The following is a 14,696-nucleotide window of genomic DNA, read 5'->3' as shown; positions in this document are numbered from 1 at the left end:
GCCAGCACGAGTGCGACGAGCAGGAAGAAGATGATCAGCGCCTTGAGCGCCTGCTGGGTGACCGACTGGCCCCAGGACGGGCCGACGAAGGTGCTGGAGACGGCCGACGCGGGGACGCCGAACTCCTTGGCGACCGCGTTGGCGACCGCCTGGGTGGTCTTGTCGTCCAGCTTCTCGGTCTGGATGCGCAGGCCCTGGCTGCCGACCTGGGTGACGGTGACGTTCTCCTGGGTCTTGGACGTCCTGGTGACGACGTCCTTGGCGCGCCCCTCGAACCCGCTGAGGTTGGTGACGCCGCTGACCCGGAACTCCGAGCCGCCGGTGAACTCCAGGCCGAGGTTGAGTCCGCGCACGAACAACCCGGCGAGGGCGATGGCCAGCACGATCGCGGACAGCGCGAACCACACCTTGCGCCGGCCCATGAAGTCGATGCTGCGCCGACCGGTGTAGAGGTCGTTGCCGAACTTGGCGAAACCGTTCACAGCACGGCCCCTTCCTGCGGGTCCCGACCGGAGGCCGAGGGGTGGATGGGGCGTCTGCGGCGGGTGCCGGCGGCGGCCGGCGCGTCGGGGGTGGCTTGTGCGTCCGGGTTGACCGGCGCGTCCGCGTCGGCGGGGATGGCCGGGGTGTCCGAGGTGGCGCTACCGACCGGCTCGTCGTCCGGCTCTACCTGGGACCCACCCCGCGTGCCGCGCGTGCCGCGCGCCGAGGTGGAGCTGCTCGCCGTCGGGGCGGAGAACCGGCCGCGGCCGCGGTAGCGGATCGCGTTGCGGTCGACACCGAGGCGCTCGGGCTCGAGACCCGACCACGGCCGGCCCTCGCCGAAGAACTTGGTGCGCGCGAGGATCGACAGCAGCGGGTGGGTGAACAGCATGACGATGATGACGTCGATGACCGTCGTGAGACCGAGGGTGAAGGCGAATCCGCGCACGTTGCTGCTGGCCAGCAGGTAGAGCACGACGGCGGCCAGCAGGTTGACCGCGTCGGAGATCAAGATGGTGCCCCGCGCGCGCTTCCAGCCCGCCTCGACGGCTGCGGCGGTGCTGCGCCCGTCGCGGATCTCGTCGCGGACTCTCTCGAAGTAGACGATGAACGAGTCGGCCGTGGTGCCGATCGACAGGATCAGACCGGTGACGCCGGCCATCGACAGCCGGAAGTTCTGGCTCCAGCCGAGCAGCGTGATCGACAGGTAGATCACCGCGGCCGCCATGATCAGCGAGGCGACCGTGACCAGGCCGAGGACGCGGTACTGGATGAGGCTGTAGAGCACGACCAGCACCAGACCGATCGCGCCGGCCAGCAGGCCGAGGCGCAGCTGGTCGGAGCCGAGCTGGGGGCTGATGGTGTCCTTGGTCTGCACGGTGAACGACAGCGGCAGCGCACCGAACTTCAGCTGCTGGGCGAGCGCGTCAGCCGTGACCGAGTTGAACGTGCCGCTGATCTCGGCGCGGCCACCGGCGATCGCACCCTGGGTGACCGAGGGGGCGCTGATGACCTTGCCGTCGAGCACCATCGCGAGCTGGTTGCGCGGGGACGGCAGGCTGTTGAGCCGCTTGGTGACGTCGTAGAACTGCTGGCCGCCTTCGCGGTCGAAGGTGATGTTGACGACGTACTGCCCCGTCGTGGCGCCCGACTGGGTGGTCGCGAGACCGGCCTGGGCGTCGGTGATGTGCGAGCCCTCGATCTCGGTCGGCCCGAGGATGAACTTGGCGGCCCCGGTGTCGTCGCAGGCGACCAGCGGCTTGCTGGCGTCGTCGACGGCGACCGAGTCGGGCTGCTTGGAGCAGTCCAGGTCGGTGAACTGCTTGGCCAGCGCGTCGGTGACCCACGCGAGGTCGCTCGGGTCGGTGGGCTTGGCGGACGGGGTGGCGGCGCCGGTCGCGGCCGTCGCGGCCGGTGCGCTGGTGACGGCCGCACCCGGGGTGACGGCGGGTGCCGTCGGAGCGGCCGAGGTCGCTGCCGGCGTGGCTGCGGGGGTCGGCGTCGCGGTCGCCCCCGGGGTCGTCGCGGCCGGGGAGCGCAGCGCGGCCGCGGGGAAGTTGGCCCCGGCGGCGGACGGGGTAGCGGCCGCCGGCGTGCTGGCGGGCGTGGCCGCCGAGCCGGTGGCCGTCGGGGAGGCTGCCCCGCCGGCGCTCGGGGTGGCCGTGGGCGCACCCGGCGCGGTGACGAGGACCGGCCGGAAGCGCATCATCGAGGACTTCTCGAGCGAGTCCAGCACTGCCTGCGGGGTGCCGCTCGGCACCGAGACGACGATGTTGTTGCCGCCCTGGGTGCTGACCTCGGCCTCGGCGATGCCGGACCCGTCGACGCGCTTGCGCATGATGTCGACGGCTTTGGTCATCTGGCCCTCGTTGACCGTCTGGCCGCCCGCGAGCTGCGGCTCGAGCACCACCTGGGTGCCGCCGGCGAGGTCGAGACCGAGCTTGGGGGTCCACTCGGCGTCGCTCCAGCGGGTGGCGCCCGCGAGCAGCGCCGCCATGGCGAGCAGCAGCACGAAGAACGTCGTGAGGGTGCGCCGGGCCGAACGGGTGCGGGGGTTGGCCATCACCGCTCCGTCACGGGCTTGTCGTCGATGGCGCCGAGGATGGCCCGGCGGTCGAACTCCATGACGACGCCCGGGGCGGTCTCGAGGCTGGCGATCGAGTCGCTGAGCGCGACCACCGTGCCGTAGAGGCCCGAGGTGGTCACCACCTTGTCGCCGACCGCGACGGCCCGGCTCCGGGCCGTCGCAGCCTTCTGCCGGGCGCGGCCGGCCATCAGGAAGTAGAAGACCAGGAGCAGCGGCAGCGCGAACATGACCAGGCTCAGCCAGCTGGCGGAGCCCTGGTCGGCCATGGGCAGCAGGCCCGAAACGAACATCAGGTGGGGTCCCTTGCAGTCGAGGGGTCCGAAGTGCACCTCGGACCTTCGCCGCAGTTTAGGGGAGGGGTCTGACAGGTCCCAATCACCACGCCCAGGTTGGCGGGCGGGCGCACCTGGGGCGCCGCTCGATCAGCCGAACCGGCCCTCGCCGTCGTCCAGCGGCAGCGTGGGTGCGGACGTGCCCGAGGGCGGGGTGAGACCGAGGTGCTCCCAGGCCAGCGCCGAGGCCGCCCGGCCGCGCGGGGTGCGCACGAGGAAGCCCTCGCGCACCAGGTAGGGCTCGGCCACCGTCTCGACGGTGTCGGCCTCCTCCCCCACGGCCACCGCCAGGGTGGACAGACCGACCGGTCCGCCCCCGAAGCGCTTGCACAGGGCCTCGAGGACCCCACGGTCCAGCCGGTCGAGCCCGAGGCCGTCGACGTCGAACAGCTCGAGGGCCGCCTGCGCCGCCGCACGGTCTACGACACCCTGGCCGTGGACCTGGGCGTAGTCGCGCACCCGGCGCAGCAGCCGGTTGGCGATGCGGGGCGTGCCGCGCGAGCGGCCGGCGATCTCGGCGAGACCGTCGTCCGTGGCCTCCACGGCGAGCAGGCGCGCGGAGCGGGTGAGGATCGCCGCGAGGTCTACGGCGTTGTAGTAGTCGAGATGACCGGTGAAGCCGAACCGATCGCGCAGCGGCGCAGGCAGCAGCCCGGATCGCGTGGTGGCGCCCACCACGGTGAACGGCGGCAGCTCCAGCGGGATCGCGGTCGCACCGGGACCCTTGCCGACGATGACGTCGACCCGGAAGTCCTCCATGGCGAGGTAGAGCATCTCCTCCGCGGCGCGTGCCATCCGGTGGATCTCGTCGAGGAACAGCACCTCGCCCTCCGCGAGGCTCGACAAGATCGCGGCCAGGTCGCCGGCGTGCTGGATCGCCGGTCCGCTCGTCACCCGGATCGGGCGCTCCAGCTCGGCCGCGACGATCATCGCGAGGGTCGTCTTGCCGAGGCCGGGCGGGCCGGACAGCAGGATGTGGTCGGGCACCGCGTCGCGCCGACGCGCGGCCTCGAGCACGAGGGAGAGCTGGTCGCGCACGCGTGGTTGACCGGGGAACTCCGCGAGCCGACGCGGGCGTAGCGCGGCCTCCACCGTGCGCTCGTCGGCGTCGCTGCCCGCGTCGACCACGCGCGCCGTCGCCTCGTAGGAGCCGTCGTCGAGCACGCCCTCGGCCCGCTCGCCGAGGAACGGGTCGTCCGGAGAGCGACCGGTCATCGGCCGAGCACCTGCAGGGCGGCGCGGAGCATGGCGCTGGTGCCGGCCGTGGGCTCGGCGTCCTTGGCCACCTTGGCGACGGCGTCGTCGGCCTGCTTCGCGGACCAGCCGAGACCGACCAGGGCCTCGGAGACCGCGGGCGCCCAGGACGGGCCGGCGTCGCCGGCCTGCGGCGCAGGGGTCGCGGCGGAGGTCCCGCCAGGCAGCGCACCGACCTTGTCGCGCAGCTCGAGCACGATCCGCTCGGCGCCCTTTTTGCCGATGCCGGGGACCTTGCACAGGGTGGTCGTGTCCCCGGCGGCGATGGCCGCGCGCAGCACGTCGGGCGCGTGGACCGACAGCATGGCGAGGGCCAGCCGGGGCCCGACGCCGGAGACCTTCTGCACGGTCTCGAACAGCGCCTTCTCCCCCACGTCCGCGAACCCGTAGAGCGTGAGCGAGTCCTCGCGCACGACCAGGCTGGTCTCGAGCTCGGCTCCGTGACCGAGGTGCTGCTGGGCCGCCGTGGCGGGCGTGGTGTGGACGAGCAGCCCGACCCCACCGACCTCGACGACGACGCTGTCAAGACCGACGTGACGGACCGAGCCGGAGACGGAGGCGATCAACGGGTGCTCCTTGAGTGTTCGGCGATGGCGCGCTGCCAGGCGTTCTGCCCGGTCGACCGGTTCCCGGCCGTCCCGCCTGCGGTCGACTCGCTCGCCGACCGGCCCGAGCGTGCCGCGCGATGGCCGCGCTCCTCGGCCCGGACGAGCTCTTGCAGGCGGTTGCCCGCGACGGCACCGGCGAGCCGGTCGGCCGCTCCCCCGCGCCACACGTGACAGATGGCGAGGGCGAGGGCGTCGGCGGCGTCCGCGGGCTTGGGCGCCTGGTCGAGCCGCAGCACCCGCACCACCATGTGGGTGACCTGCGCCTTGTCGGCGCGGCCGTTGCCGGTCACCGCGGCCTTGACCTCGGTGGGGGTGTGCAGCGCCAGCGGCAGCCCGCGCTGGGCGGCCGCCAGCATCGGCACCGCGCTGGCCTGGGCGGTGCCCATGATGGTGCCGACGTCGCGGCGGGCGAAGACCCGCTCGACGGCGATCGCGTCGGGCTGGTAGCGCTCCAACCACACCTCGAGCTCCTGCTGCAGCGCGTAGAGGCGCTCGGGGGTGGCGTCACCCACGGGGGTGCGCACCACGCCGACACCCAACATGGTCAGCCGGCCGCCGCGGGTGCCCTCGACCACGCCGAGGCCGCAGCGGGTGAGGCCGGGGTCGACGCCGAGGACGCGCACCGCCCACCTCCTGACCCTACGAACACCTGTTCGCCACTGTAGCCCGACCCTCGGACAGTCCCGAGCGCGGCGCGCCGGTCAGTCCTCGTCGTCGAGCTCGGCGAGGATCTCGTCGCTGACGTCGCCGTTGGTCCAGACGTTCTGCACGTCGTCGCTGTCCTCGAGGGCGTCGATGACGCGGAACATCTTGCGGGCGCCGTCGGCGTCCAGCTCGACCTTGAGGTTGGGCACGAACTGCGCCTCGGCCGAGTCGTAGTCGAGGCCGGCGTCCTGGATCGCGGTGCGCACGGCGACGAAGTCCGTTGCCTCAGAGACGATCTCGAAGGAGTCCTCGAGGTCGTTGACCTCCTCGGCGCCGGCGTCGAGCACGATCTCGAGCAGCGCGTCCTCGGTGGTCTCGCCGTCCTTCTGGGTCTTCGGCACCACGACGACGCCCTTGCGGGAGAAGTTGTAGGCGACCGAGCCGGGGTCGGCGAGGTTGCCGCCGTTGCGCGACAGCGCCACGCGCACCTCGGTCGCGGCGCGGTTGCGGTTGTCGGTGAGGCACTCGATGAGCACGGCCACACCGTTGGGCGCGTAGCCCTCGTACATGATCGTCTGCCAGTCAGCCCCGCCCGCCTCGGCGCCCGAGCCACGCTTGAGCGCGCGGTCGATGTTGTCGTTGGGGACGGAGTTCTTCTTGGCCTTCTGGACCGCGTCGTAAAGCGTGGGGTTGCCGGCAGGGTCGGCCCCGCCGTTGCGGCACGCGACCTCGATGTTCTTGATCAGCTTGGCGAAGAGCTTGCCGCGCTTGGCGTCGACGGCTGCCTTCTTGTGCTTGGTGGTGGCCCATTTGGAGTGGCCGCTCATGCGTGTGCTCCTGCTCGTTGACGCTCGGTGGGACGCTCACGGGGCTCGGGCGCCGACGCTCCGGGCACCCGTCCGGGCGCCGCCGTGGTCGGTGCGCCCGCCGCGGGATCCGGACCAGTCTAGCGTCGGCGGCGCAGCGACTATGCTGACGCCTCGTGCCCCAGCCGATCGATCCCGTCACCGAGGCCCTTCCCCGCATCGGCGTGCTCGCCGTCCAGGGGGACGTGCGCGAGCACGTGCACGCCCTGCAGGCCTGCGGGGCGGAGGTGTCGACGGTGCGTCGGCCGAGCGAGCTGGCCGAGGTCGATGCGCTCGTCCTGCCGGGGGGTGAGTCGACGACGATGGACAAGCTGGTGCGCGCGTTCGACCTGCAGCAGCCGCTGCGGGAGCGGATCGCGGCCGGGATGCCGGTCTACGGCTCCTGCGCGGGGCTGATCCTGCTCGCGGACCGGCTCGTGGACGCTCACCGCGCCCAGCAGACGCTGGGCGGGCTGGACGTGCTGGTGCGCCGTAACGCGTTCGGTCGCCAGGTCGACTCGTTCGAGGCCGACCTGCGCGTGGAGGGGGTCGACGGCGAGCCGGTGCGCGCCGTCTTCATCCGGGCACCGTGGGTCGAGCAGGTGGGCCCGCAGGTCGAGGTCCTGGCCTCGGTCACGGCCGCCGACGGCACGCCGGACGGACTCACGCACCCCGTGGCGGTCCGGCAGGGGTCGCTGCTGGCGACGTCGTTCCATCCTGAGGTGACGGGCGACCTACGCGTCCATCGACTGTTCGTCGAGCAGGTGCGTCGGACCCGGACCTCGCCTCCCGGCTCTCCTCCAACCGGCGCATGACCGGGGTCGCGGCGACGCCGTGGACGACGACGGAGAGCAAGATGGCGACCGTCGCGGTCGACCAGACCAGGTCCTTCTCGGCCCACTCGGCCTGGGACGTCGCGTAGGCCAGGTAGTAGACCGTGCCGATCCCGCGCACGCCGAACGCGGCCGTGGCCAGCCTCTCGCCCCGGCTCAACTCGGGCACCCGGGCCAGGGACACCCAGCCGGTCACCGGGCGCACGACGAGGACCAGCGCCAACGCCACCACCACGCCGCCCCAGGTGAGGTGCGCGAGCTGACCGGACGACAGCGACGCCCCGAGCAGCATCAGGATGAGCAGCGTCAGGATCGACTCGAGGTGCTCGATCGCGTCGTGCAGGTGCCCGTGGTAGGCGTGGGTCCGCTCGGACTGGCGCAGCGTGACCGCGGCGACGAACACCGCGAGGAACCCGTAGCCCCCGACCAGCTCGGTGAGTCCGTAGGTCGCGAGGACCAGCGCGAGGGCGAGCAGCGGCTCGCGCGCGTCGGCCAGGCGCAGGTGGTCGAGCCGGGAGCGGAAGACGACCTTGCCGGTCACCCAGCCGGCGAGCCAGCCCACGGCGACCCCGATCAGCAGCTTGCCGACGAGGTCCCACGCGACCCAGGTGCCGACCCAGCCCGACAGCGGGCCCTTGGTCGCGAGTCCGATCGCGAGGTAGACGAACGGGAACGCGAGCGAGTCGTTGAGCCCCGCCTCCGAGGTGAGCGCGAAACGCACCTCGTCCTCCTCCTCGTAGGCCGCCTGCTCGGTCGCGCGGGTGTGGTCGTCGGCCTCGTCGGGGTCGGTCGGCGAGGTGGGGTCCTCGGGGTCGAGCACCGACGGTCCCTCGACCTGGATGTCCGAGGCGAGCACCGGGTCCGTCGGGGCGAGCGCGGCGCCGAGCAGCAGCGCAGCGGCCGGGGTGAGCCCGATGACCCACCAGCCGAGCAGCGCGGTGGCGGCGATGCAGAGCGGCATCGCGACCAGCAGCAGCCGCCAGGTCACCCGCCAGGTCCGCCAGCTGAACGGCCGGTCGATCGCGAGCCCGACGCCCATCAGCGCCACGATGACGCACAGCTCGCTCACGTGGGTCGCGATGGTCTCGTGCAGCACCGGGGCGATCGGCTCGTCACCGGGGATGAACCAGCCGACCGCCACCCCCACCGCCACGACGACGAGCGGCGCGGAGATGGCTCGGTCGCGGATGAAGCGGGGCAGGAAGGCCCCCAGGAGCAGGCCGAAGCCGGCGGTCAGGTAGACCAGGTCAGGAGTCACAAGGACCCATGGTGCGCCTCCGGGGGCCAGTTCGACGATTCCTGAGGCTGATTCGGATCAGGAGCGGTGGGTCACCGGGTGGGTCTGCGGCACGGACCGCGAGCCTCCGCGCAACCGACCCCACAGGCGACCGGCAGCAGAGCGGGTGTGCTCGACGGCGTCCCGCTCGTGCTCCACGAGGCGGCGGTCGAACAGGTGGCCGACGACGAGGTCGGGGTCGGCCAGGCGCAGCGTGCCGCAGAGCCGACCGAGCAGCTGCTCGGGGTTGCCCCGGGCGTGCAGCAGCCCGGTGAGCTCCTGCTCCGCGGCGGGGCCCTCGTCCCGGCCGGCCAGGCGCAGCAGCACGCCGTGGTCCGCGTCCGGGGCGGTGAGCAGGTCCTCGAGGAGGGCACGGTCTACTCCGTCGGGGAGGCGAGCCAGGCCGGCCAGTCCCCCGTCGACGTTCCAGGTCTGGGCCGTGACGGCCGACCCGTCCACGAAGACCATCGCGCCGAGCTGCTCCCCGTCGGTCGCGAGCGCGACGACACCGCGCGGAGCCGTGCGGGACAGCTCGGCAGCGAGCGGCAGGGCGTCGCCCTCCGTGGCGGCCAGCACGCTGGTCCCCCGCCGCACCGCGTAGACCGCCCCATCGACCCCCAGCCGGCGCACCACGTCGACGTCGACGTCGGGCGCGACCACGACCTGGCGCGCCGACGGTGGCTGCAGCCGCGCCTGCGGTGCGTAGAGCGCCCGCGGCACGTCCGGGTCCACCGGACCACCACTGGTGTCGACGGTCGGCGGCCCACCGCTGACGCACGACACGATGCCCTCCGGTGCGAAGCCGTAGGCACGCAGCCCGATCCCGGCGAGCGCCTGCACCAGCTCGGGCAGCTCGCGGACGGGCCCGGTCGTCGGGATCAGACCGGCCGCCGGGCCGTCGGCGTGGACCGGGACGTCGAGCAACACCCAGCCGTACCTCCCCGTCGCCACGAACGCCGGCACCCCCTGCTCGTCGCACCACGCGGCGACGCTCGAGCGGTCGGCGAGGGCAGCCACACGGGTGAGGGCAAGACTCATGGAACCGACCGTAGCCGATGGCTACTCAGCGTGATGCACCTTTTGGGCGAAGCCACCCGCCAGCGTGGCAGCGGCCACCTGCTCGCCCCCGACGAACTCGGCGATCAGGGGGATGCTGGCGCTCTCCCCCGCGGACCGACAGACCTGCGCGCTTGACCTCATCGATGCAGCACGCGCCTCGTTCTCGACCGGACAGCCGCAGCTCGCGATCGCCGAGCTGACGTCCTGGCAGGAGACCGCAGCGGCCGTCGCCGCAGGGTTGGGTCGTGTCGACGTCGCGTGGCTGGGCGACGACCATCCCGCAGGAGTCGTGGAGCGTCCCTGACCGTGCCCGCCAAGAAGGGAGACCTGGTCCCCCGCCCGCCGAAGAAGATCGAGTACGAGATCCGTTTCGCTACCGCCGAAGCACTGACCGGCTGGCGTGACCTCGTCGCGACCATCCGCAACGCCATGACGGAGACCTGGGACTTCCTGATAAGCACCCCTCTGACGACAACCACAACCACCTATCGTCTCAAGGGCGAGCTCGGCGCGATCCAGCGCGGCGGGAAGACGCACGAGCGCTGGCAGCACAAGCCGGCAGCGAAGGGCACGGCGCGGATCTGGTTCTATGTCGACGGAAGGACCGTGTACCTGGAGCAGGTGCACACGAGCCACCCCAACCAGACGAAGTAGGCCGACGGCCCCTCGAGTGGGCCGGGTCTACCAGCCGCGCTCGGCGAGCCGGTGCGGGACGGGGATGTCGGCGACGTTGATGCCGACCATCGCCTCACCGAGGCCGCGGGAGACCTCGGCGATCACCGACGGGTCGTCGTAGAACGTGGTGGCCTTGACGATCGCCTCGGCCCGCTGGGCCGGGTTGCCGGACTTGAAGATCCCGGAACCCACGAAGACGCCCTCGGCGCCGAGCTGCATCATCATCGCCGCGTCCGCCGGGGTCGCGATGCCACCCGCGGTGAACAGCACGACCGGCAGCTTGCCGGTGCGCGCGACCTCGCAGACCAGGTCGTAGGGAGCCTGCAGCTCCTTCGCCGCGACGTAGAGCTCGTCCTCGGGGAGCGAGGTGAGCCGGCGGATCTGCTGGCGGATCTGGCGCATGTGCGTGGTCGCGTTGGAGACGTCACCGGTGCCGGCCTCGCCCTTGGACCGGATCATGGCGGCGCCCTCGGTGATCCGGCGCAGCGCCTCGCCGAGGTTGGTGGCGCCACACACGAACGGCACGGTGAACGCGAACTTGTCGATGTGGTTCTCGTAGTCCGCCGGCGTCAGCACCTCGGACTCGTCGATGTAGTCCACCCCGAGCGACTGCAGCACCTGGGCCTCGACGAAGTGGCCGATCCGGGCCTTGGCCATCACCGGGATCGAGACGGCCTCGATGATGCCGTCGATCATGTCGGGGTCGCTCATCCGCGACACCCCGCCCTGCGCGCGGATGTCGGCGGGCACCCGCTCGAGCGCCATCACGGCCACCGCTCCGGCGTCCTCGGCGATCTTGGCCTGCTCGGGCGTGACGACGTCCATGATGACGCCGCCCTTGAGCATCTCGGCCATGCCGCGCTTGACCCGCGCCCCGCCGACGGCGCGCTCGGCGGGCTGCTGGGACGTCGTCGCGGGGGTCTCGCGGGGCTGGCTGGTGTCGCTGGTCATGCGCTGGGGCTACCTTCTGTGGCGATCGGTGGGCTGGCCGGCTGGGGCGGCCCGGTGCCTGCCCATGCTACGGCTCCGCGAGACCACCTCAGCACGCACGTTCGGCCCTCGCTCAGGGGCCCCGCGCTGCCGCCAGGCGTGCGCTTCGGACTGATTCATCGCGGTTGGAACGGTCCAATCGCCGGTTTCGAGGCGTGAATCCGTCCGAACGGTCACCCGTCCACCACCCGACGGGGCCGTCAGGGCTGCACCAGCACCCGCGTCAGAGCCGCTGCGGAGCGTCGAGCGGGACGGGCTGGGGCAGGTCGGTGTGCCCGGCGAGGTGAAACAGCCGCACCAGCGGCTTGCGTCGCACCCGCAGGCAGTCGGCGATGGCGTCGTCGTGCATCCGCAACGCCAGCTGCACCCGTAGACCGGCCGCGGCCAACCGCTCGACCAGCTCGGCGGGTGCCCCGCCCTCGGCGCGGACGGCCGCCACGACCTCCGGCGTCAGGGCGACGTCGATGGTCTCGGTGAGGACGTTCTCGATCTCCAGCCGCCCGGCGGAGTGCTCGTCCTCGGCGGCGAGCGCGTCGGTGGCCGCCGACGCGAGGATGAGCGACGACGCGGGGTCGACGACCGCAGCGGCCGCCAGCTCCAGGGCGCACTCGGCGCGGCGCACCAGCTGTGCGTCCAGCGCGGTGAGCGCCCCCTCGATGCGGGCGTGCAGCCGGTCCAGCCGGGCCGCGGTGTAGGTCAGGCGCCACGCCAGCAGCACCAGCGCCACGACCAGCACGACGTAGCGCAGCGGCACGTCCGGGAGGCCCAGGTCACCGGCCAGCACCAGCGAGCCGGCGGAGGCGCCACCCACCACGTCAGCCAGAACCACGCCACCCATCACCGACCCGCCCCCCTCCGGACCCGACGACGCACCCGATCACGCCAGGCCTCGAACCGCAGCGTCAGCGGCCCGCTCTCGACCGGGGCGGCGGCGAGCACCGCGGTCTCATAGACCGCCAGCACCTGCTCCCCCACGACCGACCAGTCGTACTCGCGGGCACGGCGCCGCCCCGCAGCCCGCAGCGCCTCGCGCGCCGACGCGTCACCGACCAGCCCGATCACGACCCGGGCCAGGTCGTCGGCGTCCCCGCAGGCGAAGAGCCGACCCGCGCGGCCGTCGTCCAGCACCCTGGCGAAGGCCTCGAGGTCGCTCGCCACGACCGGCGCCCCGGCCGCCATCCCCTCGACCAGGATGATCCCGAAGCTCTCTCCACCGGTGTTCGGCGCGACGTAGACGTCGGAGCCGGCGAGCAGCCCGGCCTTCTCCTCGTCCGAGACGGTCCCGAGGATCTCTACCGCGTGCCGGTGCTCGGGAGCCACCGCCGAGAGCACCTCGGCGCCGTCACCGGGCCCGGCCAGCAGCAGGCGGGCCCGCGGGCAGGCCTCGAGGATGGCGGGGAGCGCGTCCAGCAGCACGGGCAGCCCCTTGCGCGGCTCCTGCATGCGCCCGAGGAAGGAGATCGTCGGCCGCGACGGTGTCCCGGCCCAGCGCGGGTCGGGCCCGACGGCGGCGATCCGGTCGACGAACACGCCGTTCGGGATGACCACAGGGTCGGTGCCGGAGTTCCACCGAGCCGTCTCGTGCGCGGCGGGCGACACCGCGATCCGACCGGACACCCGCTCGAGCGAGGGGCGGAAGACGGGGCTCAGCGCCTCCAGCGGCCGCGAGCGCTGCATCGCGCTGTGGAAGGTCGCGACGACGGGGCACGTGGCGGCCCGCAGCGCCAGCAGCGAGATGCTGGGCGTGAGCGGCTCGTGCAGGTGCACGACGTCGAAATCGCTCTCCAGCCAACGGATCACGCGCGCATTGACGACGGCGCCGAAGCTGAGCCGAGCCACCGAGCCGTTGTAGCGCACCGGCACCGCCGACCCCGTGCTCACGACGTAGTCCGGCACCGGAGTGTCCGGCGACGCGGGGGCCAGCACGCTCACGTCGTGCCCCTGGTCGATCAGCCACTCGGCCAGGTCGCGCACGTGCAGCTGCACTCCCCCCGGCACGTCGAACGAGTAGGGGCACACGATCCCGATCCGCAGCGCCCGCAGGCTCATCGGGCCCTCCCGCTCACGACGGGTCGACGAAGACGCGCTGCATCATGTGCCACTCCTCGGTGCGCCCGAGCAGGGTCGGCGCGAGGGCGTCCACGCAGCGCTGGGTCAGGTCGGCGACCCCGTCACCGTCGGCCGGCACCACCTCGTCGTGCCACTCCACGACCAGGTCGTAGCCGCTGCCGGTGCCTCCCGGCGCCAGCCGCGGTCGGTACGTGATGGACACCGGGTAGAGCGCGGCGCCGCTCGCGAGGGCCAGCGCGGCCGGGCCGGCGGCGACCTGCGCCTGCTGCCCGGCGAGCGTGACGGTGACGCCGCTGCTGGTGAGGTCGCGGTCGGCGAGCAGCGGCACGAACCCGCCGTCGGACAGCACCCGCACCAGCTCGGCGAAGGGCGGCTCGCCACCGGTGAGCGGCAGGATCCGCATCCCGAGGGCCTCGCGGAACCCCACGAACGCGTCGTAGAGCTCCTCCGGCCGCAGGCGCTCGGCGACCGTCGTGACCGGGGCCAGCTCGAGGGTGGACCAGGCGCCCGCAAGATCCCAGCTGCCCAGGTGCCCGAGGAACATGACGACGCCTCGCCCCTGCGCCAGGGCGGCGCGCGGTCCGGCGTCGCCGAGCGGCAGCACGCTGTCGCGGATCTGCTCGGGGCGCAGGTCGGGCAGCCGGAACGCGTCGCACCAGTAGCGCAGGTAGGAACGCAAACCGGCGCGCACGAGGGCGTCGAGCTCGGCCTCGGGGAGCTGCGGGTGCAGCCGGGCGTAGTTCGCACGCAGCTGGCGCGAGTCCTTGCTGCCGGCAGCGACGGTCCGGTCGGCGACCAGGTCGAACAGGCCGTAGGCGAGGCGCGGCGGCAGCAGGCGCACCAGCCGCCAGGCGGCGCGGAAGCCGGCGGTGGTCAGCGCGTCCTTCACGCCGCGGGCCTGAGCGCCTGTCGCCGCACAAAGACGATGCGCTGCACGACGGTGACAAGGGACGCCACGGCCAGCACCGCGAGCACGACCGTGAGCAGCACCTCGGGGACGCCCATGCCGACGAGCCCGGTGGCGACGAGCACAGCGACCAACCGGTCCGCCCGCTCGGCGATGCCGACGTTGGCCGTCATGCCGAGCCCCTCGGCGCGCGCCCGCGCGTAGGACACGAGCATCCCGAGCACGAGGCAGGCGAGGGTGAGGTTGACCATCAGGTGGTTCTGGACCTTGGCGTAGTAGAGGAGCAGACCACCGAAGATCGCGGCGTCGCCGATGCGGTCGAGCGTGGAGTCCAGGAAGGCGCCCCACGACGAGCTCTTGCCCGCGGCGCGCGCCATGATCCCGTCGAGCGTGTCCGAGAAGACGAACACGGCGATGATCAGGGTGCCGGCGAGGAAGTGGTGGTTGGGGTAGAACCCGAGGGCACCCACGCACACGCCGAGGGTGCCGAGCACGGTGACGGTGTCCGGCGAGACCCCCCACGACAGCAGCAGCTTGGCGAGGGGGGTGAAGACGCGGGTGGCGAGGGCACGGAAGCGGTCCAGCATGGTGGCTCAACGGTACCCATACCCAGCACCGATCGCGGAACGGCGC

The 14,696-nt window shown here is 72.7% G+C and carries 15 protein-coding genes and 2 pseudogenes; 3 read left to right on the top strand and 14 right to left on the bottom strand.

Features of this window, described 5'->3' with window-relative positions; genetic code table 11:
• The 7 genes and pseudogenes from MM440_RS12620 to MM440_RS12590 form a co-directional block, all read right to left on the bottom strand.
• A pseudogene (locus MM440_RS12620) lies at positions 1-482 on the bottom strand (protein translocase subunit SecF); the annotation flags it as partial.
• Positions 479-2,545 carry a protein translocase subunit SecD gene (secD, locus tag MM440_RS12615; protein WP_241444675.1) on the bottom strand — a complete coding sequence of 689 codons (2,067 nt, stop codon included), beginning with the start codon at positions 2,543-2,545 and terminating at the stop codon, positions 479-481. The gene secD and the pseudogene MM440_RS12620, both read right to left, overlap by 4 nt.
• Positions 2,545-2,859, bottom strand: a complete 315-nt coding sequence (gene yajC, locus MM440_RS12610) for a preprotein translocase subunit YajC (RefSeq protein ID WP_241444674.1) — start codon at positions 2,857-2,859, stop codon at positions 2,545-2,547. The genes secD and yajC overlap by 1 nt, the downstream gene beginning before the upstream one ends.
• A 132-nt stretch (positions 2,860-2,991) precedes the next feature.
• Positions 2,992-4,116 carry a Holliday junction branch migration DNA helicase RuvB gene (ruvB, locus tag MM440_RS12605; RefSeq protein ID WP_241444673.1) on the bottom strand — a complete coding sequence of 375 codons (1,125 nt, stop codon included), beginning with the start codon at positions 4,114-4,116 and terminating at the stop codon, positions 2,992-2,994.
• A complete protein-coding gene (ruvA, locus tag MM440_RS12600) occupies positions 4,113-4,721 on the bottom strand; it encodes a Holliday junction branch migration protein RuvA (RefSeq protein ID WP_241444672.1) in 609 nt (202 codons plus the stop codon). The genes ruvB and ruvA overlap by 4 nt, the downstream gene beginning before the upstream one ends.
• Positions 4,718-5,386, bottom strand: coding sequence for a crossover junction endodeoxyribonuclease RuvC (gene ruvC, locus MM440_RS12595; protein WP_241444671.1), 669 nt, complete (start codon positions 5,384-5,386; stop codon positions 4,718-4,720). The genes ruvA and ruvC overlap by 4 nt, the downstream gene beginning before the upstream one ends.
• Before the next feature lie 78 nt (positions 5,387-5,464).
• Positions 5,465-6,235, bottom strand: coding sequence for a YebC/PmpR family DNA-binding transcriptional regulator (locus MM440_RS12590; protein WP_241444669.1), 771 nt, complete (start codon positions 6,233-6,235; stop codon positions 5,465-5,467).
• Between the two features lie 155 nt (positions 6,236-6,390).
• On the opposite strand from MM440_RS12590, the gene pdxT reads away from it, so the two are divergent.
• A complete protein-coding gene (pdxT, locus tag MM440_RS12585) occupies positions 6,391-7,068 on the top strand; it encodes a pyridoxal 5'-phosphate synthase glutaminase subunit PdxT (protein ID WP_241444667.1) in 678 nt (225 codons plus the stop codon).
• A 52-nt stretch (positions 7,069-7,120) separates the two neighbouring features.
• On the opposite strand, the pseudogene MM440_RS12580 reads toward pdxT, so the two are convergent.
• Positions 7,121-8,344, bottom strand: a pseudogene (locus tag MM440_RS12580) (cation:proton antiporter domain-containing protein); the annotation flags it as partial.
• Positions 8,345-8,401: 57 nt separating this feature from the next.
• Entirely contained in the window at positions 8,402-9,400 is a 999-nt protein-coding gene (locus MM440_RS12575; protein ID WP_241444666.1) for a hypothetical protein, read from the bottom strand.
• 64 nt (positions 9,401-9,464) lie between these two features.
• Between MM440_RS12575 and MM440_RS12570 the strand changes: the two genes are divergently transcribed.
• Both MM440_RS12570 and MM440_RS12565 read left to right on the top strand, forming a co-directional pair.
• A complete protein-coding gene (locus MM440_RS12570) occupies positions 9,465-9,725 on the top strand; it encodes a hypothetical protein (protein WP_420914160.1) in 261 nt (86 codons plus the stop codon).
• 2 nt (positions 9,726-9,727) lie between these two features.
• A complete protein-coding gene (locus tag MM440_RS12565) occupies positions 9,728-10,075 on the top strand; it encodes a hypothetical protein (protein ID WP_241444665.1) in 348 nt (115 codons plus the stop codon).
• A 27-nt stretch (positions 10,076-10,102) separates the two neighbouring features.
• Here MM440_RS12565 and pdxS read toward each other — a convergent pair whose 3' ends face one another.
• The 5 genes from pdxS to pgsA all read right to left on the bottom strand — a co-directional run bounded on the left by pdxS (position 10,103) and on the right by pgsA (position 14,650).
• Entirely contained in the window at positions 10,103-11,047 is a 945-nt protein-coding gene (pdxS, locus tag MM440_RS12560) for a pyridoxal 5'-phosphate synthase lyase subunit PdxS (RefSeq protein ID WP_277626647.1), read from the bottom strand.
• 262 nt (positions 11,048-11,309) lie between these two features.
• Positions 11,310-11,915 carry a hypothetical protein gene (locus MM440_RS12555; protein ID WP_241444664.1) on the bottom strand — a complete coding sequence of 202 codons (606 nt, stop codon included), beginning with the start codon at positions 11,913-11,915 and terminating at the stop codon, positions 11,310-11,312.
• A gap of 8 nt (positions 11,916-11,923) precedes the next feature.
• Entirely contained in the window at positions 11,924-13,135 is a 1,212-nt protein-coding gene (locus MM440_RS12550) for a glycosyltransferase family 4 protein (protein ID WP_277626646.1), read from the bottom strand.
• A gap of 13 nt (positions 13,136-13,148) precedes the next feature.
• Positions 13,149-14,045, bottom strand: coding sequence for a phosphatidylinositol mannoside acyltransferase (locus MM440_RS12545; protein ID WP_241444663.1), 897 nt, complete (start codon positions 14,043-14,045; stop codon positions 13,149-13,151).
• Positions 14,042-14,650, bottom strand: a complete 609-nt coding sequence (gene pgsA / locus MM440_RS12540) for a phosphatidylinositol phosphate synthase (RefSeq protein ID WP_241444662.1) — start codon at positions 14,648-14,650, stop codon at positions 14,042-14,044. Before pgsA ends, MM440_RS12545 begins: the two co-directional genes overlap by 4 nt.
• Positions 14,651-14,696 lie beyond the last annotated feature (46 nt).

The organism is Arsenicicoccus piscis (assembly GCF_022568835.1).
Classification (GTDB): Bacteria; Actinomycetota; Actinomycetes; order Actinomycetales; family Dermatophilaceae; genus Arsenicicoccus; species Arsenicicoccus piscis.
The sequence above is the reverse complement of the archived record's forward strand: the minus strand, read 5'-3'. Positions and strand labels throughout refer to the sequence as shown.